A 1,679-nucleotide genomic window follows, 5' to 3' on the forward strand; every position below is an offset into this window, starting at 1 on the left:
GCCTTCAGCTGGAGGACCAGACCCAGTTCGGCCGGGCCGAGGCCGCTGCCGGGCGGCGGCCTCGCACCCCGGGCGTCGACTTCGCAGACCGTCTCGATCACCGCGTCGTCGTCGAGCGCGGCCAGCGTGCCGCGGTTGCGCACGTTCAAGATGAGCCTGCTCGGCTCGTTCCGGCCGATCGCCCGCATGAGGGCCAGCGCGACGCCCTCGTAGCCGCCGCCCTCCAGGTCGCAGCTGTCGCGCTGCCAGCCGCCGCCGGCCGCCCGGCCGTCCGCCAGGTAGGTCTCCTCCCGCTCCCGGCGGGTGCGCTGCCACAGCTCCAGGGCCCGGTGCGGTTCCGCCGCGGCGAGGGCGAAGAACAGGCTCTGCTGCCGGTCCAGGAACTCACCGCGCGTCTCCTCAGCGCCGCGCACCGCCTCCAGGGTCTCCCGGCGGAAGTAGTAGTAGTGCAGGTACTCGTTGGGCAGCGCGCCGAGCGCGCCCAGCCACCGGGCGCCGAAGAGGCGGCCCTCCTCGAACCCGGCCAGCGCCGTCCGGTCGGCGAGCAGGCCCGGCAGCAGGTCCAGGCCGTCCACGGTGAGCGAGCGCAGCCAGCCCAGGTGGTTGAGGCCGGCGTAGTCGTAGTCGACGGTGTCCGGGTCGGCCCCGGCCGCCCGCGCCGCCCGTCGGACCAGCCCCACCGGCGAGTCGCAGATGCCGATGACCCGCTCGCCCAGCACCGCCGACATCGCCTCGGTCACCATGCCCGCGGGATTGGTGAAGTTGATGACCCAGGCGTCGGGTGCGATCGCCCGGACCCGTTCGGCGATCTCCACCGCCACCGGGACCGTGCGCAGCGCGTACAGCACGCCGCCCGCGCCCACCGTCTCCTGGCCCAGCACTCCCTCGGCGAGCGGTGTCCGCTCGTCGCCGACCCGGCCCTCGGTGCCGCCGACCCGGATCGCGGAGAACACGAAGTCCGCCCCGCGCAGCGCGTCGTCCAGTCCGGTGGTGACCCGCACCGGCGGGCCGCCCGGCAGTTGTTCCAGCACCGAGCGGATCACCTCCAGCCGTGCCGGGTCGGTGTCGTGCAGGGCCACCTCGGAGACCAGTCCGGGGGCCTGGGCCAGGGCACCGTACACAAGAGGGGCGCGGAAGCCGCCGCCGCCGAGAAAGGAGAGTCGCATGACGTCCGACGGTACTGCGCTTCCGGCAGACTGAGGGGCATGCTCGACCCGCTCGCCGCCGTGCGCACCCCGCAGGACCCGCCCTGGGACGTGTACCTGACCGGGACCGTCTTTCTCGACATCGTCTTCACCGGCCTGGACTCGGCACCGGTCCGCGGCACCGAGACCTGGGCTCGCGGTATGGGCTCCAGCCCGGGCGGCGTCGCCAACATGGCCACCGCTCTCGCCCGGCTGGGCCTGCGCACCTCGCTGGCCGCGGCGTTCGGTGACGACATGTACGGCTCGTACTGCTGGGACGCGCTCGCCGAGGGGGAGGGCATCGACCTCTCGCTGTCCCGCACGGTCCCCGGCTGGCACTCCCCGGTGACGGTGTCCATGGCCTACGAGGGCGAGCGCACGATGGTCTCGCACGGCCACGAGGCGCCGCCGCCGGAGGAGCCGGCCGTGGACGAGCCGCCGCCGTCCCGCGCCGCGGTGGCCTCGCTGACGCCCGGGGAGCCGCAGCCGTGGATC

Annotated in this window: 2 protein-coding genes; one reads left to right on the plus strand and one right to left on the minus strand. The window is 74.4% G+C overall.

From position 1 onward, the window contains the following. On the minus strand, positions 1-1,166 hold a 1,166-nt coding region (locus tag ACYVE9_RS25765; protein ID WP_461030300.1), incomplete at its 3' end, for a family 4 glycosyl hydrolase. A gap of 39 nt (positions 1,167-1,205) precedes the next feature. Here ACYVE9_RS25765 and ACYVE9_RS25770 point away from each other — a divergent pair. Next, a partial coding sequence (locus ACYVE9_RS25770) for a PfkB family carbohydrate kinase (RefSeq protein WP_461030301.1) occupies positions 1,206-1,679 on the plus strand: 474 nt, incomplete at its 3' end.

It is taken from the genome of Streptomyces sparsus (assembly GCF_054776295.1).